Genomic DNA, 26,020 nt, shown 5'->3' with positions numbered 1-26,020 from the left:
CGTTAAGCCTCTGCCTATACTAATGAAGGTTACCTATCGTAAAGTGGTAGCGCAACGCCTTCAACGTTAGTGAATTCTAATACCGCGATAGGAGTAAACTGCGTTTTGCGTAAAAATCGCGTGGTGACACTTTTTGGTGAGTGAATCGTAAACTTACCAACGAAAGGCAAGATCCAGCCGCTAGCTGAGGTCAATACGCCACTGAGTTGAGGGATCTTAGACTCATCGGGAAGGTTAAAGCTGGGCACAACATTGTCACCGACTGAGTACAGTGGCGTGTTTGTGCCAATTTTGCGCTGATATTCAGCACTGAGCAAAGGCTTACCATTTTTCTTGGCCAGCTCAAGACGATGTGTATTTTCACTTAGGGTGATGTCAACTTGGGCCAATTGTTTGGGGTAACCCCATATTTCACCGGCCTCAACCGCTTTCGCATTGTCTAGCATCAAATGAAAGTTGAATGATGCGTAGTCGTGAGGGAGCCCCATCGACTGCTTTTCAGCATTGGCAGTATTGATAGTTGTAAATGCAGCCATTGCATAGTTTACCTGTGCTTCAAGGGAGTTCAGGTCGCTTGGACAAGGTAAATCGAGATCTGGCGCATTTCTGCGTTGAATAAAAAACGTCGCGACCGTTTCGTTGTATGCTCCTGCTGGACTTTCTGTGATTTTTTGAGTGTAAAAAGCCGCAATACCTTTTCCGGAGCTTTTGCCATCACATTTTGGCGTAACAACTTTCCAACCGTCATTCCATAAAAATCGTTTTGCTCGTTTTGCATTAACTAAACCGAGGACTGCACTGGTTGCTTCTCCCTTGACATGAAAAGGCACAGAGATTTCAGTGCCGTCATCCAAGTATTTTATTTCAGTGGTTGGGTATGTATTCTCGAGGTCAAAGGCGAGAGTATGGGCGCTAAAGATGAGTCCTAGCACGACTGCATTTTTTATCATTTTGCTTTCCTTAAGTAGTGAGATCAACAAAGTAGATTGTCAAATTCAAGACAAGTTGAGTAGTTGTTTCCTTTTTGGGGATGTTATGTTAACAGCGGAATGTGAAAAATCAAAGTGCTTTAGTTGATAGAATATATTGGCGGTTAGTTCTCAAAGCGACATTAAGTATGTCGCTGATTTAAAGTGATTAAGTTTAGGGAAAAGGCGATCACTTTAGTTAGTTTACGTCGCTTGCAAGTAAGCCGAATAGTGCAGAGTCTGAGACTTCACCAGCAATTTCCCAGCGAGCACGTAAGTGACCTTCTTTAGTAAATCCAAGTTTTGTTAGCACTTTGGCTGAGCCGATATTAGCAGGATCAATTTCAGCTTCAATACGCCTCAACTGCAGTGTTGAAAAAGCATAGTTAATGAGTGCAGAGCCCGCTTCTTGAATTACACCTTGCCCCCAGTGAGATTTGGCAATACCAAAGCCAATTTCGGCGCGACGTGACTCTTTATCCCAGCTAAATAGTAAACACTTGCCAATTAATGCTTCATCAATTTTTGAAACAATGGCCAGTGTGATCGCTTGTTGCGTAGTCAAGTCTTCGTGTGATTGCTTGATAAATTGCGTTGCATCGTCAAGGCATTCCCAAGGTGTCGTGTTCCAATAGCGCATGACGTCTGCGTCCGAGAATATGGCAAATAGTGCTTCGGCATCTTGTAAAGTTAGGGGTCTAAGTGTGAATCGCTCGGTGTCGAGTTTGATTGTAGTTAAATGCAATATCTTTTTTCCTTGATAAAAAAGGGCGCAAATTAGCGCCCCTAAGCTTGCTTACTTATTTATTCGCGTCTTTAACTGCTTTTAGCTTCGCCGCGTGGTCAATTTCATAATCTGGCATGTCTTTTTTGCCTTCGATTAGGTAGTTGTCCATCCAGCGCATCAAGCGCAAGCTGTAGTCATATTGAGCCGCTGCTTTGCGGTTACCGTGACCTTCGCCTGGATAGTAAACTAGACGTACGTCTTTACCTTGCACTTTCATATAGCGATATAGCTCCATAGATTGTGCTGGGTGTACACGCGGGTCATCTTTACCATGCATAATTAGTAATGGCGTCTTTGATTGACCAGCCCAGTAAATCGGACTGCGCTCTAGGTACCACTGCCATTTATCCCAAGGGTAAGAGCGAGCGTGCACTAGGTACATTTCGTTTGAGATATCGGTAGTACCAAACTTAGATAGTTGGTTAGTTACCCCAACAAACATCACGCTTGCCGCAAAGTGTTCAGTTAGTTTTGTAGCACCCCAAGCAGAGGCATAACCGCCGTAAGAGCCACCAGTAATACCAACACGCTTGGTGTCTACTAAACCGGTATTGACTAGGTATTCTTTCATATCTACTAAGTCGTCAAACTCTTTACCTGCGTAGTCGCCTTGGCCAAGTTTTGAGTAATCAACGCCTTTACCTGTCGAACCACGGTAGTTTGGATAGAATACCGCATAGCCGCGTGCTGCGCCCATTTGACCTGGATCTGAATAGCTCGTGAGCCAGCCATTCTTATCGTGGCTTTCAGGACCACCGTGCACTGACATGATCAGTGGATAACGCGTACCTTCTTGATAATCAAGTGGATAAATTAATACGCCACCAATTTCAACACCATCGCGGGCTTTGAAGTTAATAGCCTCTTGTTTTGCAAAACGTTTGTTGTCTAACCACGGGTTTGAGTTTGATAGACGAGTTGCCTTGCTTGAGCGGATCACAAACACTTCATTTGGGTGCTTAGCTGTATTCGCACGTAGGGCAATGGTTTTGTCTGAATCAGAGATTGATAGATTCGATGCGATAAACTTACCTTCTTTGATAAGTTTCTTGTATTTGTTTGAGCCAACTTTAATTTGGCCAACAAAACTTTCAGCGCCGACGTTTGCGACAAAAGTCAGCTGGTTCTTACGGTTTGACCACTCAAAATCACCGATGTGACCCATAAAGTTTGGGATCCACTCTTCTACTTTGCCGCTTTGTGCATCGGCAAGGTACAAGCGACCAGTTGCCGGGTCGTGCTTGTCTTCAGCGCCTAAAATAGCGATGTATTTACCATCGTGAGAAAACTCTGCGGTACCAAGCTTACCTTCTGTTTTGAATGACGTGGTAATTTGTTGTGTTTTCGCATCAAGTACATGCCATTGTGACTTCATATACTTGTCATCAATAAGCGCTGTTGGCTGGGTTTTTACCAGTAATTTAGAGGCATCGTCAGCCCAGTTGATTTCACTAACATAGCCTTCGATGTTCAGTGCCGCTGGAGTCAGCGGTTTTTCTGATGCTGTAAGATCAATGATATGAAGCTGTTTGTTTTTTAAACCCAGTTCATACACTTCAGCCATAAAACCAAGCTTTTTCAGCTCTTTTTCTGACTTATCGGCAGCTGGCATTGCAAGGATCGCAACCTGTTTGCCATCAGGACTTAGGCTATAAGCCGAGATCCCAGTTCCTTTTAGTGAAAGCACTTTCTGTGCTTCCCCACCGTTTACCGCGATGCGATAAAGAGCGCGTTGCTTGTCTTCTTTTTTCTTGGTTAGGAAATAAATGAACTGACCGTCGGCTGACCAAGAGATGCTTGAGATGCTCACTTTACCAGTGATAAATGGGCGCTCTACCCCTTCGTCGTCAATCACATAAAGTTCACTATAATTAGAACCATTTTGGTCAACGTAAAGCTCGCGCGGTACAGAGCGAGTAAAAGCAACGAGTTCGCCGTCAGGACTCACCGACGTTGAGCTTACCGATTGGATCTTTGGGATGTCTTCAATAGTGATGGTATCGCTTGCGAGGCTTGCAGCACTGGTGAAGCCCATTGCTAAAGCCAAAGCAGACTTAAGTAGTTTCATTATTTATCCTAAATTTTCATTCACTTGTTGTAACTTCAAGATGAAGTTTTTAGGCATTCTACTTGTCACCAGAATAAAAACCAATGTTTGCGATTAATTGTCGGTTAAGCCTGATAAAGCGAAGCAGCTATCTTTTATAGGCCAAAATTCAGCACGCCTGAATAATCAGCTTGAAACGGCATAAGGTGATTAAGTGCATACGAAATGTTGCCTTTGTCATCCATGATGTAGATAGAAGCACCACAGTGTTTGCAAAAACCATGCTCTTGGATGGTTTGAGCTTTCGAATGCGGCACCACAAATCGTTCGAGAGATTTACAAGGATTTTCGATAAGACCGTGAGTCTGAATGAACTGCACACCAGTGCATATTTCGTTGGCTGTTGTCGTGGTGAAAATACGATAGTGGATCTGGCCGCAGTGGCACGACGTGGTGATCATGTTGATGTCCTTTATTTTCTTTTGAGTTAAGTGTACTTTTTATTTTTAGTTAATATATATTCATTTGGTGTAAAGACTTTTTCCTAAGAGGAAACAATGAGAAAGGAATACGATAAACTTCACTTACTTAAAATATTATGTTGTGTCGCTGAACAGCATTCCTTCAGCCGAGCTGCAGAGCAGCTCGGTACCACGACATCAGCGGTGAGTAAATCGATAGCTCAGCTAGAGTCGTCTTATGGACAAGTACTTTTAAATCGAACAACCCGTAAACTCGCATTATCTGATGCCGGTAAGTTGGTGTACGAAAAAGGAAAAAAGATCCTTCGCGCGCTACGCGATTTGGAAGAAGAAGTCGAACAGGTTGGAGTGCATCAATCTGGTCACCTAAAAATAACCTTTCCAAATACGATAGGGCGTATGCTACTGAGCCAAATTTGTATCGATTTTCAAAAGCGCTATCCGCAAATAAAGTTAGAGCTGATGTTTACCGCAGCAAATCAGGATCTTATCGAAGATGAGATTGATGTGGCTTTTAGGCTGTCTGCTGCACTCAAAGACAGTCAATTTTATGTTTTGAAATTAATCAATATAAACTCGACTTTTGTAGCCACGCCGAGCTATTTGGCCACGCACGGGAAGCCCGAGCAATTGAGCGAACTGAGTCGGCATAACATGTTGTTATCTAAACTTAATCATGTTGAAGATAGTTGGCATGACGGAGCTCGAAGTTATGCTCTGCAAGGTAATTTGATAGCGAACAGTCGCTTTCACATTCGAGAGGCGGTGTTGGCAGGATTGGGGATTGCCATGCTACCGTCTTATTTCTGCCAACGAGATATCGATTCGGGCGCTTTGGTTGAACTGTTCCCCGAGCAAAATAGACCCGAAGTTACTTTGCATGCCATATATAAAGTGAAACGAGAGCATTCTGCAAAGCTGGACCTATTCTTAGGGTTTGTACAGGCGCAATTATCATGCAAATCAGAATTGGTATCTTAACCCCGCGTAGTAGCGCCGACCATTCACATATACCCCTGTTGGTGCGTACTCATTGCGATCATAGGTATAGATTTGTTCGTCGGTTAAATTAATAAACTCAAATTGCGCATCAAGGTTATCACTTAATTTCACCGTGAGGCTGCCGTCTAATTGGCCGTAATTATCCATCATGGTCTCTCCTACACCGGTGGCAAACTGGGTTCGATAATTATAGCTAAGCCGTGCGCTAAATTGGTGGTTCTCGTAGTAAGCGGTGAGATTAGCGCTGTGTTTTGAGGTGCCTGGCACTTTGTCCTGTAAGCCAACGTCAGCGTTGTCACGTTCGCCATCAACGTAGGTGTAATTGGCGATTAACCCAAATCCGTACGCAAGTGTCTGCTGGTAGCTTAGTTCAACGCCACGGATACTGCCGCCAGCGCCATTACTGGGTCTATCGATAGACATCAAAATGCCTTCGTGACGCTCAAGTTTCCGCTCAAACTCAATAAAAGACTCCACATCCTTATTAAATAAGGCGATTGAGGCGAGTCCGGCATCGTCAAAGTACCACTCAAGGCTGGCATCAAACTGCGCCGCTCTATATGGATCTAGGCTGGCGTTACCACCTTGTCCTTGAGCTTGGGTCACGTTGTAATTGGTTGAGGGCATAAGGTGGTGAAATTGCGCTCGTGACATGACGCGCGCAACGGAAAAACGGCCAACTAGACTCTCGCTTAAATCAAACTTGATATTGGCGCTGGGTAGAATATCGATGTAATCCCGAGATTCTTCATGCCAAACATAGCTGTCGGGCGCTTCGATGGGGGAGGCGACACGTTTAAATGCGGCAGAGTCTTGAAAGGTTTTGACCACCCGTACCCCAATGTTGGCTGCATAGGATTCACCAGCGAGTTGCATTTGACCGTAAGCGGCGGCGGTTTTTTCTGTAATATGAAAACGACTGGCCTTTTCTATCTCTTGTTCAAAATTGAGCGTACCGAAGTCTTTGGCGAGCAGCGTAATATCGGCATAACTGTAGTTTTTTAAGGTGTTTGCACTACCTACGCCGCGCAAATAATCATCCACAAAAGTGCTCGGATAGGCGGCCAGTGTAGTGCCAAGCTCGCCGGCTAAACCATCAAGCCCTCCATCTTTGGAGCGATAGCGCAAAAAGTCCCGTTGATGATCCTTGAGTTTAATGCCAAATTTAATCGCGTCGACCTGTTTAAAGTCGATATCGTACGCAAAATCGGCTTGCGCGAAGTATGATTTATCTTTGCCATCTTGGCTGTCATTTCGAGCTTCGGTGATAAACCAACTCGCCGCATCTAACGGTGAAGTCCCATAACTTGCGACGATATTTTTTCGCATTGACGTATCAACGTGAAAACGGGTATTAGCAGAAAACTGTGACGTGACGTCTTCTTTGGTGCCACCTGAGCCGTGGCTTAGGCCCACTTGAAACTGGCTCGACCAATAAATGCCATCATAGACCAAGTCTAGATGGGCACTTTTGGTGCTGATCTGCGAGTCTCGCCAAATGGCTTCCATGCTGGTATTGAACGGCGCTGCTGTGGGTAAATAGTTGGCGCTCACCAAAGTACCATCTTGTACTTGTAAATCGGTTACCCCGCCGCCTAGGTCAATAGACTTTGCACTTTGCCAGAGAAAGTTTTGATTGTTGTTGTCTGCGTTTAGGTGAGAATAAAGTAAGTGACTATTTAACCTAAGTCGTGGGGAAAGCTGAAACGCGGCATTGACTGTATAAGCCTGCAACTCTCTTTGCTGCTGAAAAATCGCCGAACCCCCACCTCCAGGAAACCATAACGTCTGGCTTTTATCTTGTGGGGTCTGCTGGATGGCGTACCAAGTATCATTTTCACCTTGGTATAAAGTCCTATCGTGCCATCCCCAAGATTCTAAGCCGTCGCGTCTGAGGCTGCGATCTCGCCGTGTTGCAGTAAAAAGCACAGCATAGTCGCCACTTTCGCTATGGTAGTTATAAATTGCAGATAATTGTGGGTCGAGTTTATCGCTCAAGTCACTGTATTGGAACTGGGCCGTTACAACGCCATAGCCTGAAGGCGTAAGCAGAGGGTCGCGGGTTTTTATATTGATTGCACCACCTAATGACCCTTCATCCTGCATAGCTTGTGGTGTTTTGAACACCTCAAGGCTAGAGACGATTTCACTGGGTAATAAAGTAAAATTAAAGCCACGGCTTGGCTGACTTGAGATCCACCAGTCAGCGGAGGCGAGATATTGACCATTCAAATAGGTTCTATTTTGCTCGGGGGTTGTGCCTCGCACGCCGATCCGCTCACCTTCACCTTGTGCTCGAGAGAGTGAAATACCGGTGATCCGTTGCAGCGCCTCTGCGACGTTTTTATCTGGAAACTTACCTATGTCTTCAGCACTGATCGTATCTGAAACTTGTTGATTGTGGCGTTTATTACTGAGAGACTTGACAACGCTGTCATGGAAGGCACGGATTTCGATGCGTTCTATGGTATTTTCAGCTGTCTGATTTTGCTCAACGGCATAACTTGCAGCTGTGATAAAGAATGCGCTACAAGAAACTGTTCGGATGAGAAATTCTGACATTGTGCTCAACTTATAATACGAGTAAGTTACCTTTAGTTGATACTCATAATACGCTTTTATTACGAGCCTAACCATAGTTTTACAAATTTTTAGTAGTTGATGGTTGAAAACTTAGATAAACGTTTTTTAATCAATGAGATACTTGTCGACCTGAGTAATTTATCTGTGTGTGTTGACGGTTCTTGGAGAAGCATCGAAGCGAAGCATGCGGCATTATTGCGTCTATTGATTGCTAACAAGGGACAGGTTGTTACCAGAGACGCTATCTTAGATATCGTATGGCCCGGTACTATCGTCAGTGATAACTCTGTTAGCCAGCTGGTGGTACAGCTACGTAAGCTGCTTGGTGACAGTTCAAACGAGCCAAAAATAATTAAAACGGTACCACGCCTAGGTTATCAATGCATTGCACAAATTGAAAAAGCCCCGACGCTACTTGAGCAAGTAGAGGAGCTGTCTCGTGGGCGTGGCGCACAATTTGCGCTGCTCGGGTTTTTTATGGGTCTGGTGGTGACTTTGCTTGGCGTTTTTATTACCAAGCAGTGGCAAAGTGACTTGCAACAGCAGCCCGTCACTGCAACTCGGATCACATCCTCGCCGGGTGCTGAAGTCTTTGTGCGCTTTTCTCCAAATGGTAACTATTTAGCCTACAGCTATTTAGCTGAGGGAGCCGATCAATTTGATTTGGCGGTCTATGATCTTGAGACCAAAACAACCCATACGATAAAAAGCAGCGGTTATAGTGAAGAGTCAGCAAGTTGGTCTTTAGATGGTAACTGGCTGATTTATTCGCGCTCGGATCCGGTTTCCTGTGAAGTACGGGCGTTACACGTTAAAGGTCCAATAGAAATGTGGCGACTAGCGCGCGATAGTGTACTTGGCAGCTGTAATAGCGCACAAGACTCAGCGCCTTGGCTTGAATATCGAGCGGGCCATTTTATCACTAAGTCTTGGGATAAAGCTGGGACCTATTTGCAATCTGTAGGGGTCACTTTTGCGGATAATCATCCTAAAGTGCTCAACACTACGGCGTTGCCTATTCGCGATGTAACACATTATCAAGTTAACCAACAAACGCTGTTGTATCAGGTAAAAGAGCAGGGCGTTTATCGCCTAAATCTGGGGCAACTTGGGGACCCTGGAAGGCAAACTACCACACTCTCCAAGCAGTCTTTTTCGGCATTGAGTCATGGTTATCAGGACGATACGGTTATTATCGCCAAACAAAACTTGAGTGTACTGAAAGGTCGTGAGCAGCAGTTGTTATACTCCGGATTTGGTACGATATCTGAGATTGATGTTAATTCGCACTTGCGTGCTTCGGCGCACACTGAGGGCGTGGCTGAAATTAACTTTTATCAGCTCGCTGTAGATGCACATAGCGAAGCACAGCAAAAGCAGTTGACGTCGCCCGCAAGGATGGATCTACTTGCCGCATTGTCTGATGATGGCGCACATTTTGTGTATGCCTCTGTGACAGCCAAAAATAATGGTGCGCCACAATTTGAGCTGTGGCATAAACATGCTTTTCGACCAACATCGAGTTTGCTTGGTACGATGCCGCTGGGAGAAGTGCCTATTTTGCTATTGCTGTCGCCTAATAACGAATATCTCGCCGTATTATCAAAGTCGCATAAAGTGTATTTAATAAGCTCTTTTACTAAAGAAGTGAAAAAAGTAGTTGATAACTTTGCAGAAGTTGCTGACTTGCATTGGTCACAGGATGGGAGAAACCTGTATTATCGAGCGAAGCTCTCGACAGAAGCCAAATGGCAGGCATGGCAATTTACCGTATCTCAAGGGCGCAGTGAGCAACAACCTCTGGTGACTCGTTCGTCTGATTTATCCCTGACCCAGAAGAACTCAAGCTTTGTGGGGTACAAAGAACAAGTTAGGGAATATCTAGTTGCTGCGCTGACTGAAACAATTGACGTAGAGCAGTTACGTGGGTCTTTATCTCTTTACCAGCCAGCAGTATACCGAGACGGGGTTTATTTTGTACTGAAAAGAGGTCACCAACTGGTGCTTTATCGCTATTTAAGTAGTGAAAACAAGGTCGAAGAAATTCAACCAATTGGGTTACACCTTTATGCGGGGTTTACCGAGTTACAGGTACTAGCAAGCTTTGATGGCAGTCAGGTCATATTCAATCGGATCAACAACTATGAAAGTGACATAGTATTACTGGAGTACGGTGACCGATGAAGATATCAATTTTTCGAAGCTCAGGTTGGGTACAGTTAGTTAACCTGAGGTTTGGATAAGGAATGTTCCAACTCATTGTTGCTAAAGCACAACTTAGTTTTTTCCTTGTCTAGCCAGAGAGTTTTAGGGAAAACAAGGCGAATTTACGCACCAATAGCTGGCTATTGGAAGTGAATTCAACGCAGTTAGCGCTAAAACTGGCTGCTAGAAAGGCATTAATTATCCGCAGCTCAGGTTAGTTAGCTAGTTTTTGCTGGAATAAGCGTATTGCTTTACTACTCCAATTGCGCTGTGATGCCGACTTCAATGCTTGTGAGGCAAGCTTCTTGGCCTCTACTTGATTATCTGTAAGTTTGGCAGACAGTAGCAGCAGTTCAGGGTGTTCGGGATCGATGGTGAGACCATGGCGGAGCCAAGTCTTGGCCTGAGTTTTGTCGTTGAGACGAGTTAAATAAGTGTTTGCTAATAAAAGAGTGGAGCGCAAATGGCCATTATTCGAGGCCTCTATAAGTACTTGTAGCGCACGTGGAGCATCCTGCTGCTCTCCCTTTGTAAGCAGTGATCGCGCTAAGCGATATTTTGCGATATCCATGGTCTGTGCTGCGTGTTCTAGCCAAAGTACACTAAGTTGATGCTCTCCCACATTGATAAGCTGAGTTGCTAAGCGATATTGTGCCAAGTCCAAGCCATTTTTGGCTGCGGCTAAATACAGCTCATTTACCGGCTCTTCAGAGCGCCAGTGATAACGCAGCAGCTGATACGCGTTGTAATCTTTCATACTCAACCAGTTAGCAATATAGTATTGTACTTGCGCCACACCACGCTCTGCAGCGTCAATATTCTGCCTTAGCTGTTTTTCGTAGGCCTTCTTTTGAATGGCTAAGGTTTCGCGATATTGCTCGCCTTTATATGTCGCAAAATGGTAAATCAAGGTGTGTGCTTGTTTTGGACCACTATAGCGCCACTTCTCTACCGCATTTAACAGGCTAGCGGTGAATATATGCTTGGGATAGCTATCAACAACCTCAATATTGGTTGCCTTACCGCTTTGGTCGATATCAAACTCTAACCAAACCCAGCCCTCAACCCCTTGCCGTACGGCCTCATCAGGGTAGTCAGGTAATACATCATGAGTTTTACTCGGCGTAGAAACGATATTGGGTTGTTTGAGCCGGGCAAGGGTTGAATCAAGTAAGTAGGTGTCTGCTAAACGATTTTTTTGAAGTGTTACGAAATCCTTTAGGCCACTTTGGTCGTCGGACTGTTGCAAAACGAGTTGCGCAGTTTGAAAGGCTTCAGCAATACCGAATTCTTTAGCCAATGAAAACCAAGCAAAGGCATTTGCGGCACTTTGTTCGGTTCCTTGACCGTACAAATACATCACCCCAAGATTATACATGGCGTCTGCATTACCTAACTGAGCTAGGCGATTGAATTCAGAAAATGCAAGAGTGAATTCTTCATTCTGATAGGCGAGGGTAGCATCATAAAGATCGGCTTTTGTCTGCCAACTTATACTCAGAAAAAATGAAAAAATAAGCCCAGAAATGAGATTGTTGCGCATTTTATTGATTACTCATCCTCGGACTGCTCTTTGGGGTTGCTATGGTCATTTTTAATAGGCTATATAACCACAATATAAGGGAAATTTAAATAATAAAAGCTGATAGCAAACGCTATCAGCTTTTTGGAACTCCGGGCAGGGAGTTTACTAAGTCGAACCTGTGTTAGCTTGGAAGCGACTTAATTCGAGTCTGAAACTATGTCTTTACGACTAATAAGACCAGATTTAGTGGTAAAAGTTTCATTCGCTATTCGGTGTTAGAAGTTAAATCTAACCCCCGCGCTAAAGCGCCTTCCATCGGCATAGACACCCGTTAGTGCTTGCTCAACTCCCTTTTCCTGATAGCTAAATGTATGTTCATCCGTCAAGTTGATGGCCTCAAGAATAAATGCCACATTCTCGTTGTAGTTATAGGTAAGGTTGGCATCTACTTGACCATAATCGTCAATGTATCCTGGCCAGTCGCGACCTGTATCATACCCTGTTCTGAAGTTGTATGAGATACGGGCACTAATGAATTCGTTTTCATAATAAGAACTCAAGTTAACGGTATGCTCAGAGTTGCCTGGGATGGTGATGTCGTTACCTTCATCATCTTTGGCTTCACCATCTACATAGGTATAGTTAGCGGCAACGCCAAAACCTTCGTACAATTCTTGTTGATAACCGACTTCCAGACCTTGAATACGACCCGCTTTACCATTAACTGGACGGCTGATCAGTACCTCTTTACCTTCGTGAGTTTCAAGTGCCGGTTGGCTCTCGATAAACGACTGAATATCTTTGTAGAAAAATACCGCAGAAAACAGACCTGCGTCGCTAAAGTACCACTCGATACCGGTATCAAACTGCGTCGCTCTATATGGGTCGATGTCAGGGTTACCGCCAGTGCCGGTTTGTGTTTCTAGGTTGTATGAGGTTGATGCGGTCATATCGGCGTAATCTGGGCGAGACATAACTCGTGCCGCAGAAAAACGCATTAATAAATCGTCATCTAAGTCAATTGCCAAGTTAATGCTTGGAAGAATGTCGAAGTAGTCCTTTTCTTCCGTTGTCCAAACCTCAGCACCTGACTCACCTGCAAACGCGGATGAGGTTTGTTTGGTATTTACAAGTCTTACACCTAAATTACCGCGTAGACCATCTGCATCCAGATTCGCTTTAATGTAGCCTGCGGTAATTTTTTCATTGATATCGAAAGTACTGGCCTTCAATACTCGGTAATTCCAACCCAGCGCATCACCTTCTTGGCGTATTTTGTCTGAATCAGTGATTGCATAGCTGCGCGTTGTGCCTGCCGAGCCTATGCCTGAAAGGTAATCAGAAGGCATGGCTTTGGAGTAATCAGCCAGACTCCAGTTTAAGTCGGTACGATTATCCGTTGTGTGTTTGGTATTAAAACGACTGTGATCACGATATTTAAAGCCTATCTTGATTTGGTTAAAGATAGCGACATCAATTGGGCGTTTAAAATCGGCTTGAAAATAAGTTTCATCATCTTTCGCATCATTGCTGTCATAACGTAAAAAGCCTAAATTCCATTTATCACCATCGTTTGGATCGGCGGCATAACTGGTTTTTACGTCTTCCTCTTGTGACGCATCAAAGCTGTGAACATAGTTGCCTTCCCAACCAACGGAGCGATCCGCTTGTGAACCACCCGAACCTTCTGTGTAACCTAAGTGATACGAAGATTCCCAAAGTTGCCCTTGATGTTCAACTTTTAAGTCGTACGATTTGGTTTTGAGCTCAGAGTTACGTACTTTGGTCTCATCCAGAATGTTATTACCATCTGGTGATAAGCCAAGTGTACCGCCGACGGCCATCTTGCCAACTACGGGGTGGTCGATAACGGCAATGTCAGTATATTGTGAGCCGCCGTAACCGGGTAACCACAGGAAGTTTTGGTTTTCATTGTCGGCTTCAAGTGTAGAGTCTAACGCATTGAATACAATGTCCATATTTTCATTTGGACGATATTGCAAGGCGAGGTTTATACCCGTGCGCACGCGCTGCTGTGAGAACATTGCTGAGCCGCCACCGCCAGGGCTGTAGACATTGTCGACGACGGTACCGTCTTCAAGTGTGATATCACGATAGGTCCAAGACCACGCTTCAATACCATCACGACGTAAGTTACGCTCTTGGCGCACGACAGAAATTAAAGCGCCAAAAGATTCATCATCGGTCTTAAAGTTGTACATAGCGGAAAGTTGCGGGTCGGTTTCACCTGACACTTCGCTGTGCTGTGCGATAATTGAACCTGCAATTTTATTTGCTTCTAAATCAAGCGGCTTACGTGTTCTAACAATCACGGTTCCACCAATAGAGCCTTCGTCAATATCGGCTTCAGGTGATTTGTACACTTCAAGCCCAGAAATGATTTCAGAGGGTAACATTGTGTAGTTAAATCCACGGCTCGCCGCTGAGTTAGTCCACCAGTCCGCTGAGCCAACGGCTTGACCATTTAATAAGGTCCGGTTTTGGCTTTCACCTGTGCCTCGAATGCTAACGCGTTCACCTTCACCAAAACTACGCGTGATTGAAACACCGGTAATTCGTTGTAATGATTCGGCAACGTTTTGATCTGGAAATTTGCCAATGTCTTCGGCGGTTACTGCATCAACAATGGCGTCTGAGTATCTTTTTGTATTGAGTGATTGAACAACGCTGCCACGGATCCCTCTGACTTGAATAACTTCAACTTCACCATTTTTAGCTGCTTCTTGATTGTTGTTTTCTTCAGCGAGTGCTAGACCCGGTGCAAAAAGTACCGAGCCGAGCAAAGATTGGCTGATTAATACAGTTAGTTTTTTCTTATTATTGCGAAACATAAATTCCCCTTGAGTGCATATACCAATTAGCCTTAATACTTGCTCAGTTTGAAGGAGTAAATCTGACGCTAACAGCGTTAAAAATTTCTTATTTAGAGCAACTAAATAGCAAAATTTTTGCCTTGTTATCGACAAGATTTTCTCGCCTCAAAATAGACCACTTAATTAAGACAATTGGTATTACTTGTGATTGAGAGGTTGACCTCGAGAAAGATTAAACACCAGCGGGGTTTGTTAAATCTTGAATTGAAATGAATAGTTATGAATTTGGAGGTCTTTTACTTTGTATTTTCTTATTTTATTGAAATTTATAGATATAAAATAATTTTTTCTCGGTGGTTTTCGGTTTAAGTTAAGTTTACTGGAGTGATTTCACTTTGTTTTTTGTTAACATTCACAACTGCAAAGAACTGGAAAGGCGACTTTCCAGTTCTTTTTGTGCGTTATAAGCTCTTTTTGGGTGGCAGCACAACGTTTGAGAAGATAAGGCCAGCGATAAGAGACATAAATATTAAGAAGGTTTGTTGGCCAATATGATCCGCATGAACAAAGCTTTGGCCTTCGATCAGTGAATTAAGTCCAATATAGGTTTTAGAACCAGGTACTAACACAATTAAACCTTGCATTGCCACAATGGACGCAGGGGCATTTACCACACGGTTAAATATATTACTAAAAACTCCCACTGCAAATGCACCCACAAAAGTACCAAGCGCATAATCAAAGTAAACAGCAGAACTGATACTGGCTGCGTAGGCGATAAAGCCTGATGCGAGTGACCAACTTGCATGGCGTAACTTTGTTCTAAAGATAATAACTAGGCTGCTACAAAGTAATAGCACTGCAAGCCAAGCCGTCCAACGTGGTAATGGTGATGGTTGTATAAAATCAACTTGACCAAAAAACGCAAACCCTAAACTGATCCCCAAAAATGCACCGAAGTAGAGCTTAAAAAGCAACATAATAGAGTCCATGACTCTTGCGGTGCCTGACACTAGATGACGAGCCGATAATTCAGCAAACCCAAGCGCCAGCGCCAAGCCCGGTATAAACACGATTATGGCCGAAAGTACCACCAAACGGATGTTGATCTGTGGGTCAATGTACACAGATACTGCACAAGCAGCAACCGCTGATACGATGGCGACCAAAGGTTCAAGCATATGTGTTACACGTTTGGAAATGCTAGCCCAAAGCACGAATAAGTAGACCACAAGCGATAATAGCGCCGACCACCATATGTCATTCCAGCTAGTCCCCATCAGCATTGCAAACGCACCGCCTGAAGTTGCAAATGCGAGACCCGTCATTAACTTATTATAAGGGGGCTTAGCGTGCAAAATGGCTTCAAGGCATAGCTCGGCTTCTTGGATCGAAAGCTCACCAGATAACACGCGTGTTGCGACGTCATCCGTATCTGCCAATGAACCTAAATCATGGTCGCCAGGGTCAACACGTGCCACATGGGTATATTCTTCTTCATGACCTTCGGTCCAAATCACAAAAGTGACAGACGTCGGAGACATGACAAAGGAAGACTTTAACCCTAAGTGAGTGGCTACTTCCATTAAGTGTGCTTCGAGTCGATAGGCAGGGGTACCGTATTTGTGAAGCATTTTGCCTAACTTCACAATAAAGCGGCGTTTCTCTGTAAAGGTTGCGTTATTCAACGAAAGAGAACCTTAAATATGTAATACCAATTCTACTGAATGCAGTAAATTGGCGAAAATGTTAAAAAAGTATGGTGTTTGAAATTAAAAAAATCAAACTGAGCTCATCATGGGTACGCGCTGCTAGTAAGGTACATATCATTGCTTTTACTAGATTTTAGTTATGTTTTTACACACGAATTTGATATTCGCAACAGACTATTTTCATAGGTAAATTTGGCGGCCAAGATTGCTGCGAATTCTATCCAGATTCTCAGTAATGTCTATAGTTTTGGCCGCAAATATTTGCATTTTTTATAAACAGGTCTTAGCGCTACATTCATTGCTAACTGCTAAGAGTTACGATGATTCTCTGATCTGTAATGAAACATCCACCAAGGTTCTAACGGCAGGTTGTGATTTGTTTAAAATTTCGGACAGTGTATGGCATGTCCGCTTACCGATGTCGTCGGCATCAATTCTGACACTCGTTAATGCGGGCTTCATCAGCTGGGAGTCTTGCAAGTCATCAAAACCGACAACCTTGATGTCTTCACCAGGTACCAGTCCATGTTCGCGCATGGCTTCAATTGCACCGTATGCAATGACGTCACTAAAGCAAACGATAGCTTTTATCTCTTTATGGTTAGCGATGAGAGTATTAAACGCTTCTCGGCCCCCTTGGCGATTGGTTGGAGCAGCGATCGCAGGTTGCGCTTCATTTAATCCATTGAGCTTTAGAGCGCTTTGGAAACCAGACAGTCGCTCATGGTAATCTGAAATTTCGGGAGTACCACCCAGAAAAGCAATGTCTTTTATGCCTTGCTCAATGAGGTGAGTCGTTGCTAGGTGAGTCCCTTTTTTATTGTCAGGTAGAATACAGGGGGCTTTCGCGAAGGCCACTTCACGCATAATGGTAATAACTGGAAATCCAGAGTCAGCCAATTGGTCCAGCCACTCTCGTGGAGTACTTGGTGCAGGCACCATAACAAAAGCACAAACGTTGTATTCTTTAAGAGTATTAACTACTTGGCGCTGGCGATTGAAATCTTCACCTGTATTTACCAGCATAGGCACCATACCTAATGCGTAAATATGCTTTTCTAATCCGACAGCAAGCTGAGCAGAGTACGGGTTAGTTAAGTCGTTGATAACAACCGCAACAAGATTAGACTTTTTACTACGTAGCGCTGCTGCGTCGCGATTATAAACATACCCCAGCTTTTCGATGGCTTTTAGTACTTTCTCTTTGCTTTTATCGCTGACTTTATCGCTATGCGTTAGGACAAGGGATACTGTTGATTTAGAAACTTGTGCCTCTTCGGCAACATCAAAAATGGTAACCTTAGCGAGTTTTTTATCGTTGTTCATGCTAATTCGTATCAATTATGGCTGGTTAAGTGACTAAGTGTACATCAAGTTTTCATCGCATTAAATCGCAAATCTCTGCACATTTCCCGATAATCGTTATATGATCACCTGCTAAACGCCGAAGATAGGTAAATACAGTGAAATTATTAAAACAAATCACATTTATCATATTAATGACTACCGTATCATATACGGTATGTGCACAAGAGCAAGGCTACATGACACCTTCTCCAGAGCTGGCAAAGCTTGTTGATGCACCATTGATCCCAACCTCTAAATTGAGTGCAAATGGTAATTGGTTGGCATTGTTACAGCGCAATAGGGTACTCACGCTCGAAGAGCTTGGGCAGCCAGAGCAAGCGCTTGCGGGGATAAAGTTCAATCCGCAAACCTTTATGCGGACCTCCAGCCGCCAATATAGCTCTATTGAGTTTAAACATGTCGCAACCGGTGCCTTAATTAAGGTGACAGGTCTACCTAAAGGCAAGATCAAGTCTCCAAGCTGGAGTGCAGATAGCCGCTATCTTGCGTTTATTCTTGAACAAGAAAATAGTGCTACGCTTTGGGCTTACGATATTGAGCAGCGCAATCTTAAACAGCTTACTCAATCAACATTAAATGGCGTGGTGACTTCAACGCCATACCAGTGGTTGCCAGACAGTACTGCAATTATCGCGAATATTGCTATTAATCATGGCAAACAGCCAAGCGCAAAAGATAAATCCAGCCTAACGCCAATAATACAAACCACATCTGGCAAAAAAGCATCAACACGCACTTATCAGAATTTATTATCTAGTCCCTATGATATTCAGCTATTTAAGTTTTATTCTGAGGGGCAGTTAATTAAGCTAAATCTGAATGCCAGCGCGCAGCAAATTGGTAATCCAACGTATCTTAAACATTTCTCTGTTTCGCCAGACTCTACCAATCTAGTGGTTGGTATGATGGCAGATCCCTTCTCATTCCAAGTGCCTTACAGCCGTTTTCCAGCGGTATGGCAAGTGTGGGGAATGCGTGGCTATCCATTATTTGAAGTTGCAAGACAACCGCTAGCCGACGCACTGCCTGCGGGCTTTGATAGCGTGAGAGAAGGGCCTCGAAAGATCCAATGGCGTGACGACCATGGCGCGACACTGATATGGGCCGAAGCGCAAGATGGTGGGGATATGAGTGTGGAGGTTGACTATCATGACCACCTTTACACGATTAGTTCGCCATTCAAAAAGGAACCTGAACTTTTCGCAAAAGTAGAGCGTCGTTTTTCGAGTGTTGAGTGGGCCGATAACAATGTTGCGATTTTGAATGAATGGCGCTTCGCCGATCGCAGTGTTCGTTCTTCTGTATTTTCTCCGCGTAATCCAGAGCAAAATCGCGTGGTGTTTTCAGAGCGCAGTGCTAATGATGCATATAAAGATCCTGGCAACTTTGTATATGAAAATAGTGATTTAGGTTCAAGAGTATTGAAGCTAGTTGGAGGCAGGTATTTGTTTTTAACGGGCAACGGTGCATCTGAGAAAGGCAACATTCCTTTTTTAGATCGTTATGACGTAAAAACCAATACTTCAACTCGTATTTGGCAGTCGAGCGAACCTTATTACGAAAGAGTGCGTGCGATGTTAGATGACGAAGGGATGCGCTTTATTACCGTGCGTGAGTCACGCCAAGAGCAACCTAACTTTTTTGTCCGAGACTTACAGTTTGATACATTGGAGCAGCTAACTAAGTTTGCGCACCCTTATCCCGCATTTAAAGGCGTTGTAAAAGAGCAAATCAAGTACAAACGTGATGATGGCGTTGAGCTATCCGGTAATCTTTATCTTCCTACTGATTATGACCCATCAAAAGGTCGTATACCTGTGTTGATGTGGGCTTATCCGCTCGAATTTAAAGATAAAGCTGTTGCCTCGCAGGTACGTGAATCGCCTTATCAATTCCCATATATTGGCTATTGGGGACCAATGCCGTATTTAGCAAAAGGTATTGCTGTTTTTGATGATCCGACGATGCCGATTGTGGGGACTGGTGATACGCAACCTAATGATACATTTAGGCAGCAATTGGTCGCGAGTGCAAAGGCAGCTGTTGATACCTTAGTAGAAAAAGGTATAGCAGATCCTAAGCGCATTGCGATTGCAGGGCATTCGTATGGGGCGTTTATGGTGGCTAACTTACTTGCCCATAGTGATTTATTTGCCACTGGCATTGCGCGAAGCGGGGCTTATAATCGCACCTTGACGCCATTTGGTTTTCAGGGGGAGCCGCGTAATTTCTGGGAAGCGCAAAACGTCTATGCCTCTATGTCTCCTTTCTTTCACGCGGAAAAAATCAACGAACCTATGTTGATGATCCATGGAGAGGAAGATCCAAACTCAGGTACTTTTCCTATGCAATCTAAACGTATGTTTGCTGCAATGAATGGCTTAGGTGGCAATGCAAGGCTGGTGATGCTGCCAGAAGAAGGCCATGGCTATAAAGCACGAGAAAGTATTTTACATGTACTTTGGGAGCAAGAGCAGTGGCTTGAAAAGTATCTGTTCCCTGAGAAAGAAGAAGCAATCCCTGAAGACACGTCAACAGATGAAATGATCCCGGTTGCAACGGAAGCGACAGTTAACTAACAATAAATCGATACAGTAGAGGGAGTATAGTAAATCTACTCCCTCTATTTACCATATTCAGTTAGACGAAACTTAAGCTACCTACTCTTTACTGGATACTGAACTGCCGACGGAAGCGGTAATTACCATAAAAATGGCAAGCCATTGCCAAACAGTCAGCAACTCTCCGAGAATTAAAAAGCCAGCCAACGCCGCAACCGCAGGTTCAACGCTCATTAAAATACTAAATCCTTGTGCGGGCATTTTTCGAAGCGCTACCATTTCTAGGCTATAAGGCAGGGCGCTGGATAATAAACCAATCGCGATACCTAATGGGATCAGTGACCAATCAAGCAATGCAGCACCTTGTGACACCACGCCAAACGGTACGATAGCAAGGGCAGCAACCGTCATGCCGATTGCCACAGTCACCCCGCCAGAGCTTTCATTGCCTGAGCGTTTACCGTAGAGAATATATCCTGCCCAACAAGCGCCAGCAACCAAGGCTAAAGCAACACCGACAGGGTCTAAACCATTGACATCGCCAAGATCTGGTAACAATAGCAAGATCCCCAAAATAGCAAATGCAACCCACAAATAATCACGTTTCCGTTTAGATGAAAACAGTGCTACGGCGAGCGGCCCGGTAAACTCTAATGCCACACCAATGCCAATAGGGATACGCTCAATGGCATAGTAAAAGGTGATGTTCATGCCGCCCAAGCATAGGCCATAAACGATGAGTGGTCGCCAGTTTGTCGGTATATGACGCCAAGGTTTGAACACCAAGCATAAAATAAGAGCTGAAAATCCAAGGCGATATGCTGTGGTACCCTCGGGCCCCACAAATGGAAATAACTGCTTGGCAATAGAGGCACCGGATTGAATGGTGACCATAGCGCAAAGTAGGCATAAAATCGCAATGACAAAGTCGCGGCTAAGTAGTGGCATTGAGACCCCAATAAGATAAATAACAAGCTTAAAAATGGCGATATAAGGCTAGTCTAATCGTGTCTAAATAATGGCTCAATTACTTTTGTATATTTTATGCCTTTCTTGATTTTTGAAATGGTTATTTATTGATTTGGTTACTTTTTATTTTCAATGTTTTCTTTTTATTATCGTTCCAATTTTGCTTGTGTACTCAGGTAGTTAAGCCAAGCACTTTCATGCCTTTGCATATTTTTATGCTTTTTCGAATCCAAGTGTGCGAGCTTATCGCTGTCATTGATAAAAGGGCCTGCCCTACAGATAGTGCAGTAATTATCACCCAAATAATCAGGTACTTTGAGCTTTTCTTTGATGGCGTGAGCTGGGTTAACAGACCAGTAATAGCTAATACCGCTGGTGTCTTTTACGTGTTTATCACGGTCGACATTGCGAATTTGATACTCTGGGAACTGTGAAATCTCAAATCGAGATTGGCCGAGGTAATATTGTTCAAGTCCGTTGACAAGGCTGCCTTCTAGATTCCACTCAATATAGGGCTTTACGTCCTTTGAGGTAATGATCCCGAGCTGAGCGCCATTTGGGTCAAGTGCATAAGCCGCTGCGTTTATTAAGAATTCTCGCAGCAATTTCCGATTGAGACTGTTAACGCTCAAGGTCTGGTTTTGGAAGCTTTCAAACGAACCAAATGCAGGAATGAGAGGAAATTGAAAAATAACTGCATCAAAGGCATGCGACGGCACATTTTGCCAACAATACGCCTCAGTGACATCAAATTGAGTCACTACATTAACTCCTAAATCATGCAGCTTATCAAAAGCATTATCTTGATATTTATGCTTAAGTTCACTTTCACTATCGTACACACTGGCAGTAAGATGTGCTGGAGCAAAATGTTTTGCTAATGAATATGAAAAGCTTAAATCGCCATCGCCAACGGTAAGAATACGCCAGTTTTTATCGAGTATCATGGAGCTGTCTAATCGGTAAAAGGAGGAGTTTATCAAATCCGGCTATTATCTTGTAGCAATTGGCCCTTTTATTAGTTTAAAACCAACTAGACAGAATACACCAGCCAAAAACCAAATTCCTCCAGCCACAATTGCAAAACTGGTGGTTTTTTCAGGGGAAACTATGGCTAGCGGCAGTGTAATTGCTCCCCTTACTAAACATAACGTTGAAATAGTAAAGATGGCGGGGCGAAGCATAGGTAATGGTTTGATCCACTTGAGGGCCGAAAGTGCGTAGGCGGTCAAACGTACGCAAAGTCACTCTAAATACTTCCCCCTGTCTTGTGCCAGCCATAGCATTTTGTGCGGTTTGGATCGTTGGTTTATCTGTCCGTTTTGCTTGTCAGCAATAAGTTTTCGTTGTGTACCTTTTTGCTCACGTTGGCGATACGCTAACGCACATAATGGGCACTTAGTATCTTGATGCAGTCCAGAGAGACTAAAAAAAGAACACTTTCCAGATAAAATATAGATGAGTAATCGGAAGGATGTAATTTCGATTGCGTTTTGAGTCTCAACGCGTAGCTTCATGGTGCTTAAATCAATTGAGCTTTCTATCTCACCAATTTGCGTCATGCTTGTTTCAAACGTTTCAGTCTTACGTTTTCTCATGTTGCTGTCCTTTTTAATATGCTGAAAATGCCAAAAAGGAACGTGATGTGCGTAACGCATTGCTTTTTCAGTGTGCGTTACTTCAAGTGTCAGGTCTTACAAAGGTATGAGTCCAAAAGCTTAGACTGTTTCAGATTTTTACACTTGACCGTTTCATTTGTTTAACACAAAACACACAAACAAGGCTCAGGCAGGACTATAGCGTTGTCATTGTTAGTAAAAGAATATTAATGGAGTACCCTAAGGAAAAGATAAATGACAATTAAAGCAAGCAGTTTAGTACAGCAACTGAGGTTTGCCGCAGGATACTCTGTAATTCAGTTTGCAAAGAAGATGGGCGTTTCAAAACAAACCATCTACAACTGGGAGAGCGGCCTGACAACACCGGATTTAAACCAAGTAATTAGAATGTACATTGTTTGTGGATTGAACCCCAAGTCTTTACTACCAAAGCGAAAAAAAAAGCAGTAATGATGAACTTGGTGATACCGATACCAACCTCGATTAAATAGCGCAATTTGCAATCAAGGTTGTTACACTATGTATACAAATGTTATTAACATAAGGAATACAAAGTGTATAAAAAAGAAACTAATTACATTTCAAAACAATTACTTCCTGGCGAGCACTTAGGCAGTATTATCGGTTCGAGTGGTGTGGTCGGTGATGGTGCTCAAATTAACCCTAGACAAGGAAGAGACAATATAGCGACTTCTGTAGTACAAGTCATTTCTCACAAGTACTTGCGGCTAATTACAGGCTCTGGCGGTGTAGCAGGTGGTGGAGGCGGTCAAGTTGATCCTCAACAAGTGGAAGGTGCGATACAAACGCCTTACTTTAAATCTAGCAACGAGAAAACATGAGTACGTTATATCAAGTCATAATGGAAAATAACCACCTAATCAATATTTCGATTTGGGTGGTTTTGATAATTTCAGTCTTTCTAAGTAAAGACAGCCCTAATGTTCAGTGGTTAGCAGTCAATATTTTATTTGCACGCACATTAGACATTGCACTGTATGAACCTGCTTTAAAGTTGGGCGGATGGTTTTACTTTATAATGGCGACGCAAAATTTGCTTTTGATGGCGCTCATCATAAAACGCAAACAGATTGCAAACTATATAGCTCAGTTCAATTTAAGCTTTATCAGTCGCTTTGCACAAAAAGCGCAAAAGACTTTTCCCTAACACCAAATGAGCTCACTTACATACTCATTTTAGCAAGTGCAGCTCTCATTCAAACTGCGTCCCTTATAGAGCGAGGGTTCAGAAAGCTAACTGACTTTAACCCAATATTTATCTATAACGCGTATCCAAGTTTGATGCACATACTCACTATTCTTTCCGTGCTGGTTGTATTTTCACTAGTCATTGATGCTTATCGTGGTTTTTATACTCGTCGTGACTCTACAAGTCGCAGCAGCTCAATGTGAAAGCATGGCTCGGAGTGAATTGGCTTTGTACTATCACATAACGTGCAGAGGTTACTTTTATTAAAATTGGAGAGTTCTCATGATATTGTTACCCAATGATATAGCTAAAAAAATAACAGGAGCAGCAGGCGGTGGAGTAACTAGTCCTGACCTACCTGAGAGAAAAGAGTAAAGTTTGGGTGTAGATTGATTTATATACATGATAAAGTATTAGAAGTAGCCGATCACGAGTACTAAGGAAATAGTACCGCGTATTGGTGGAACAGCTTTAACCAACAACAGTGGACATAAAAAATGCAAACAAGGATTGTGGTGTATGGTACTAACCATCCTGTACATGTCGTCGATTTTGAACTCACGACCTGTATCAATAGCGGCTTTTTACTCAAAGCGAACCTAGAATCCCAATTTGACCTGGCTGATGAGTTACTTGTCGGCAATATGCTCACGTTTGAAATTGAGTCACCAGATGCAATATCGACGTATTTCACTGGGACTTTGTTTGATATCCAATCTGGTTTTGTGTCTGAGCACACTTGTGGTGCAGAGGTGGTCTTAAAGCCTCGCCTTGAGTTACTTAAGCAAACTGAAAAAAGCCAAATCTTTGTACAAGCCAATGTCCAGACTGTCCTCAATAAGTTGATACAAAAAGCCGGCTATTCACAAGACCGGATAAAATGGCGAGTCACTAAAGACTTACCCACGCTACCGCAGTGCGTACAAGCGCTAGAAAACGACTACACCTTTTTCACCCGACTCTTAGCAAAGTACGGTTTAATTTATTGGTTTGAATGCCATGATTTTATTGAGTCGATAGTGATTGCCGAGGGGAATCTTGCAAGTCCGTACATTGAACGAGGCTTACTGTCGGTGACGGATAAAGATAGCCTGGTGCACGAGCATGAAACTGGCTTTGTTGGGTTTACGCAGTGCCAAAGTCACCATCGCTTTAGAATGGGTGGCTCCCAAGTGCATATGAATGCCCATCCGCCTACCTCGGTCAGCTCGGCGCAGCGCAGCTATTTTGAACCTGCTGCACAAAATCCCGCGGAGCAATTTGAGCGCACCGGCAATCTCGAGCTTGCCTATCAACAAGGTAAAAATGAAGTCACGCTGGTAGGAAACGTAGCCGAAGCCAATGCCGGTTATTCGTTTTCGTTAAATGGTAAATTGGGCACAGCGAAAGGTGGCGATTATACCTGTATTCGCAGTAAACAGGTGTATAAGCAAGGCAGTGCCAATGACCCTAAGCAAGTTGCATATCATAGCGAGTCGGTGTGTGTACCACGGGGTGAGCCAATACGTATCGCGCCCCCAGAGCATAGCCCTAAACCGATGGTGTTTACCGCCACAGTGCGCTCGCTGTCGGGGTCAAAGGCTAATCCTCATCTAGATACCCAAGGGCAATATGCCACGCAAGTACATTTTGATAGTCAGGTGACTGAGTCAGTAAAGCGCCTCACACAATATGCCTGTCGCGGCCAAAAGCAGCCTACAGGATTACACTTTCCACTGCTGCCAGACAGTAATGTGCTCATCGGTTGTATGAACAACGACCCAGACCAAAGTTACTTGTTAGGGTTTGCGCTTAATGACACGCAACCATCTGTTGTTACTAGCGCCAATAACGCCCAAAACGTGTTGTGCTCTCGCGGCCAAAACCTATTGATGTTTGATGACACCCCAAATACCCCGCATATTGTGTTGCAAACCCTAGCGAGCAATCAGTACTTAGTGCTACATGGTGATAAAAAGCAGCCTTATATTCACTGGCTTGCACAACTTGGTGCGATGAACATTTTTGCAGCCAAAGACATACAACTTGGCAGTGTTAAAAGCGCAATTCGACTACTCACCAATAAAACCTTTATTGCCAGCGCCAAACAACAACTGGCACTGGAGAGTAAAAAGTCGGTGATTATTGATGCAGCAACCAACCTAGACG

19 protein-coding genes are annotated in these 26,020 nt (G+C 43.7%); 7 read left to right on the top strand and 12 right to left on the bottom strand.

Translation table 11 applies throughout. The features are described 5' to 3' along the window. Positions 1-29: 29 nt before the first annotated feature. The 4 genes from NH462_RS19130 to NH462_RS19115 form a co-directional block, all read right to left on the bottom strand. Positions 30-950 (bottom strand): acetoacetate decarboxylase family protein, encoded by a 921-nt coding sequence (locus NH462_RS19130; protein WP_010379321.1) that lies wholly within the window; start codon positions 948-950, stop codon positions 30-32. Between the two features lie 217 nt (positions 951-1,167). Next, the gene (locus tag NH462_RS19125) at positions 1,168-1,713 is read right to left on the bottom strand and encodes a GNAT family N-acetyltransferase (RefSeq protein WP_253107282.1); all 546 of its coding nucleotides are present in this window, start codon (positions 1,711-1,713) and stop codon (positions 1,168-1,170) included. Between the two features lie 55 nt (positions 1,714-1,768). Continuing rightward, entirely contained in the window at positions 1,769-3,823 is a 2,055-nt protein-coding gene (locus tag NH462_RS19120; protein ID WP_010379317.1) for a S9 family peptidase, read from the bottom strand. Positions 3,824-3,957: 134 nt separating this feature from the next. Further along, positions 3,958-4,263, bottom strand: coding sequence for a hypothetical protein (locus NH462_RS19115; RefSeq protein ID WP_253107281.1), 306 nt, complete (start codon positions 4,261-4,263; stop codon positions 3,958-3,960). 96 nt (positions 4,264-4,359) lie between these two features. Between NH462_RS19115 and NH462_RS19110 the strand changes: the two genes are divergently transcribed. Then, positions 4,360-5,265: a LysR family transcriptional regulator gene (locus NH462_RS19110; protein WP_010379313.1), complete on the top strand. Its 906-nt coding sequence runs from the start codon at positions 4,360-4,362 to the stop codon at positions 5,263-5,265. On the opposite strand, the gene NH462_RS19105 is transcribed toward NH462_RS19110, so the two are convergent. Continuing rightward, entirely contained in the window at positions 5,248-7,848 is a 2,601-nt protein-coding gene (locus NH462_RS19105; RefSeq protein WP_253107280.1) for a TonB-dependent receptor, read from the bottom strand. The genes NH462_RS19110 and NH462_RS19105 overlap by 18 nt on opposite strands. Before the next feature lie 99 nt (positions 7,849-7,947). Here NH462_RS19105 and NH462_RS19100 point away from each other — a divergent pair, with 99 nt between their 5' ends. Then, positions 7,948-10,053 carry a winged helix-turn-helix domain-containing protein gene (locus NH462_RS19100; protein ID WP_253107279.1) on the top strand — a complete coding sequence of 702 codons (2,106 nt, stop codon included), beginning with the start codon at positions 7,948-7,950 and terminating at the stop codon, positions 10,051-10,053. Positions 10,054-10,288: 235 nt separating this feature from the next. On the opposite strand, the gene NH462_RS19095 is transcribed toward NH462_RS19100, so the two are convergent. From NH462_RS19095 to NH462_RS19080, 4 genes are all read right to left on the bottom strand, one after another. Further along, positions 10,289-11,617, bottom strand: coding sequence for a TonB family protein (locus tag NH462_RS19095; RefSeq protein ID WP_253107277.1), 1,329 nt, complete (start codon positions 11,615-11,617; stop codon positions 10,289-10,291). A gap of 257 nt (positions 11,618-11,874) precedes the next feature. Beyond that, positions 11,875-14,451, bottom strand: a complete 2,577-nt coding sequence (locus NH462_RS19090) for a TonB-dependent receptor (RefSeq protein ID WP_253107275.1) — start codon at positions 14,449-14,451, stop codon at positions 11,875-11,877. Positions 14,452-14,894: 443 nt separating this feature from the next. Further along, complete coding sequence (locus NH462_RS19085) at positions 14,895-16,121, bottom strand: threonine/serine exporter family protein (RefSeq protein ID WP_010379364.1); 1,227 nt, start codon at positions 16,119-16,121, stop codon at positions 14,895-14,897. A 339-nt stretch (positions 16,122-16,460) separates the two neighbouring features. Next, positions 16,461-17,471, bottom strand: coding sequence for a LacI family DNA-binding transcriptional regulator (locus NH462_RS19080; RefSeq protein ID WP_039491211.1), 1,011 nt, complete (start codon positions 17,469-17,471; stop codon positions 16,461-16,463). A gap of 173 nt (positions 17,472-17,644) precedes the next feature. Here NH462_RS19080 and NH462_RS19075 point away from each other — a divergent pair, with 173 nt between their 5' ends. After that, positions 17,645-20,092 carry a prolyl oligopeptidase family serine peptidase gene (locus NH462_RS19075; RefSeq protein ID WP_248694225.1) on the top strand — a complete coding sequence of 816 codons (2,448 nt, stop codon included), beginning with the start codon at positions 17,645-17,647 and terminating at the stop codon, positions 20,090-20,092. An 81-nt stretch (positions 20,093-20,173) separates the two neighbouring features. On the opposite strand, the gene NH462_RS19070 is transcribed toward NH462_RS19075, so the two are convergent. From NH462_RS19070 to NH462_RS19060, 3 genes are all read right to left on the bottom strand, one after another. Beyond that, positions 20,174-21,022: a DMT family transporter gene (locus NH462_RS19070; RefSeq protein WP_010379358.1), complete on the bottom strand. Its 849-nt coding sequence runs from the start codon at positions 21,020-21,022 to the stop codon at positions 20,174-20,176. A 167-nt stretch (positions 21,023-21,189) separates the two neighbouring features. Next, positions 21,190-21,990 carry a Rossmann-like fold-containing protein gene (locus NH462_RS19065; protein ID WP_010379355.1) on the bottom strand — a complete coding sequence of 267 codons (801 nt, stop codon included), beginning with the start codon at positions 21,988-21,990 and terminating at the stop codon, positions 21,190-21,192. A 297-nt stretch (positions 21,991-22,287) separates the two neighbouring features. Beyond that, positions 22,288-22,641 (bottom strand): hypothetical protein, encoded by a 354-nt coding sequence (locus NH462_RS19060; RefSeq protein WP_253107273.1) that lies wholly within the window; start codon positions 22,639-22,641, stop codon positions 22,288-22,290. 255 nt (positions 22,642-22,896) lie between these two features. Here NH462_RS19060 and NH462_RS19055 point away from each other — a divergent pair, with 255 nt between their 5' ends. The 4 genes from NH462_RS19055 to NH462_RS19040 form a co-directional block, all read left to right on the top strand. After that, positions 22,897-23,112, top strand: coding sequence for a helix-turn-helix transcriptional regulator (locus NH462_RS19055; RefSeq protein ID WP_010379348.1), 216 nt, complete (start codon positions 22,897-22,899; stop codon positions 23,110-23,112). Between the two features lie 104 nt (positions 23,113-23,216). Continuing rightward, positions 23,217-23,504: a hypothetical protein gene (locus tag NH462_RS19050; RefSeq protein WP_010379347.1), complete on the top strand. Its 288-nt coding sequence runs from the start codon at positions 23,217-23,219 to the stop codon at positions 23,502-23,504. Between the two features lie 181 nt (positions 23,505-23,685). Then, positions 23,686-24,075 carry a hypothetical protein gene (locus NH462_RS19045; RefSeq protein WP_253107271.1) on the top strand — a complete coding sequence of 130 codons (390 nt, stop codon included), beginning with the start codon at positions 23,686-23,688 and terminating at the stop codon, positions 24,073-24,075. Between the two features lie 294 nt (positions 24,076-24,369). Beyond that, positions 24,370-26,020 (top strand): contractile injection system protein, VgrG/Pvc8 family (locus NH462_RS19040; protein WP_253107269.1); only part of this gene is annotated, 1,651 nt, incomplete at its 3' end.

This window comes from Pseudoalteromonas sp. OANN1 (assembly GCF_024124685.1).
In the GTDB taxonomy this organism is placed as follows: Bacteria; Pseudomonadota; Gammaproteobacteria; order Enterobacterales; family Alteromonadaceae; genus Pseudoalteromonas; species Pseudoalteromonas piscicida.
The sequence above is the reverse complement of the archived record's forward strand: the minus strand, read 5'-3'. Positions and strand labels throughout refer to the sequence as shown.